Raw genomic sequence first — 622 nt, forward strand, 5'->3', positions numbered from 1 at the left:
CCATACTTCTTTTGCAAATCTTTTTCTAATGAGCCCGCATTAACTCCGATACGAATCGGGATATTTTTCTCTTTAGCACAGTCAATTACTGCTTTAATACGGTCCTCTTTACCTATATTACCAGGGTTAATACGCAGACAATCCACGCCGTATTCGGCTACTTTTAGGGCTATCTTGTAGTCAAAGTGAATGTCAGCAACAAGTGGAATAGAGGTCTTCTTCTTTATTTCTTTGAATGCTTCTGCCGCTTCCATACTAGGAACTGAAACACGCACGATATCAGCACCTGCGTCCTGCAATGCCTTTATTTGCGCTACCGTCGCTTCAACATCACAGGTTTCAGTATTGGTCATACTCTGCACAGCAACAGGTGCATCGCCACCGACAGCTACATCCCCAACCCATATCTTCTTGGATTTTCTGCGTTTTATAGGCGATTCAAACTTCATTCATTTAATCCTTTGACCGTTGAAGGCCACTCATAACAATTCATTAGCATTATGGACTTAAGGTCAATTGAGCTCTGCCATTCTTGGCAGTGTGAGGTTTCAAATCAACCGTCTTCCCTTCAAACTCAACCTGAACCTGTTTGGCATCGCCCAGCACCATTGTAAAAGGAGCT

At 43.1% G+C, this 622-nt stretch carries 2 protein-coding genes; both read right to left on the minus strand.

From position 1 onward, the window contains the following. The coding region (locus tag A3766_RS08240) for a flavodoxin-dependent (E)-4-hydroxy-3-methylbut-2-enyl-diphosphate synthase (RefSeq protein ID WP_197479437.1) at positions 1 to 449 on the minus strand (449 nt) is incomplete at its 3' end. Between the two features lie 49 nt (positions 450 to 498). Next, positions 499 to 609 carry a RodZ domain-containing protein gene (locus tag A3766_RS32625; RefSeq protein ID WP_082907076.1) on the minus strand — a complete coding sequence of 37 codons (111 nt, stop codon included), beginning with the start codon at positions 607 to 609 and terminating at the stop codon, positions 499 to 501. Positions 610 to 622 lie beyond the last annotated feature (13 nt).

This window comes from Oleiphilus sp. HI0132 (assembly GCF_001635845.1).